This window comes from Bradyrhizobium sp. HKCCYLRH3099 (genome assembly GCF_051167855.1).
In the GTDB taxonomy this organism is placed as follows: Bacteria; Pseudomonadota; Alphaproteobacteria; order Rhizobiales; family Xanthobacteraceae; genus Bradyrhizobium.
The window spans coordinates 1-1,500 of record NZ_JBNPTW010000037.1; the positions used below are offsets into that span (position 1 = coordinate 1).

Sequence of the window (1,500 nt, forward strand, 5' to 3'; positions counted from 1 at the left end):
TACTACTGCGTCACAAATTTCTTCTTTTTGGCTTTGGCGCGAGGCCGCAACATGGGCATCGAGGTAAAGTTCTGGCCAGCATTCGATTCAGCCGTATGCGCATGGTTGCAATCGAGTTCGGGATATGGCGCTCAGGCCGCGCGGGCGGCGCCTCTGGGTCTATAATCGTCGGGTAAGGCAGGCGGTTGGATTTTCCAGTTGCAACGCGGTCCTGAGGGGGGAATCGTCGCCTGCTCGGCGATGAGGAAGCCGTAAGCCGCGATGCATAGCGCGGCGTGGTGATGGAAGCCGCGCCACCCCCGTCCCTCATAGTGGCCGAGCCCGATCTCCTGCTTCAGCTCTTCATAGTCGCGCTCGACTCTCCAGCGCAGCTTGGTGAAGTCGACAAGCTTCCGGAAGGTGGTTGTCGCGGGCAATGTCGAGAGCCAGTATCTGGTCGGCTCCTTCTCCTCCTTGGGCCATTCGATCAGCAGCCACTCCGATTTCAGTTGCTCCGGGATCAGCTTGTTGTGCCCGACACGAACGCGCACCCGGGCGAAGCGTGATGACAGCCATTCGGCAGAACCCTGACGCCAACGGATCGTCTGCCAAGCCTCCTTTGGCAAGCCACACGCCACCTTCTTGGCCGAGACCAGGTCAGGCTCGTCGCGACGACCCGTGTTGTTCAGCGGCTTTCCGTTCCGCCGCGGACCGCTCCCGGGAGGCCACATCAAGGTGTTGGGCAAAATGCCCGCGACATAGGTCAATCCGAGCGCCGTGATCTCCGTACGCAGTTGCGAGTCACGGCCGTAACCGGAGTCCATCAAGACAACCCCGCGCGGCAGACCAGCGTCGCATGCAGCGCGGATCTGCTCGATCGCGATCTGCGACTTGGTCTTGAACTTGATGTCCTTGGGCACGCCCGCCTTCTTTCGCCGCGTGCGGTCCTTGGTCCAGGCGTCCGGCAGATACAGCCGGTAGGCCACTGGCAGGCTGGCGGCGTGGTTGGCGATCGACAGCGTCACCGCCACCTGGCAATTGGCCTGCTTGCCGAGCTCACCGCAATATTGGTGGTGGACGCCGACCGAGTGGATGCCCTTTTTGGCAAACGAGGTATCGTCGAGGATCCAGGCCTCGATCGGTCCGGTTTTCTCCATCGCCGGCAGCACCATCGCGCGTACCTTGGCCAACACCTTCTCGTCCGACCAGGGTGAGGCATTGACGAAGTGCAGCAGCGACTGATGCTGCGCCGCCGTGCGCGCCGGCGCCGTCCTGGCCGCCATAGGTTCTACGCTCTTGCGTTCCCCGGGCAGCATCAGGCCTGTACAATAATCGTGAAGCGGGTTCACTCTGTCCGCGTGCCCGATCTCGCTGGCGAGACCTTCGACATAGGCCGAAAATCGACGCGCACTGGCTTCCTCTGGCTTGAGATCCATTCGACCCTCCCGCGCGTGAAAGTCTGAATCTCTACAAATACTTGATTCTCAGCCGGCCATATCGTCGATTTTTGACTCAGTAGTA

Annotated in this window: 1 protein-coding gene; it reads right to left on the reverse strand. The window is 61.1% G+C overall.

Going from position 1 to position 1,500, the window contains the following annotated elements:
- Positions 1–131: 131 nt before the first annotated feature.
- Positions 132–1,415 (reverse strand): IS701 family transposase, encoded by a 1,284-nt coding sequence (locus tag ACQR1Y_RS34625; RefSeq protein ID WP_434880146.1) that lies wholly within the window; start codon positions 1,413–1,415, stop codon positions 132–134.
- Positions 1,416–1,500 lie beyond the last annotated feature (85 nt).

Coding starts and splice junctions, on each gene's coding strand:
- ACQR1Y_RS34625 (WP_434880146.1), bottom strand. CDS start 1,415: ATGGATCTCAAGCCAGAGGAAGCCAGTGCGCGTCGATTTTCGGCCTAT.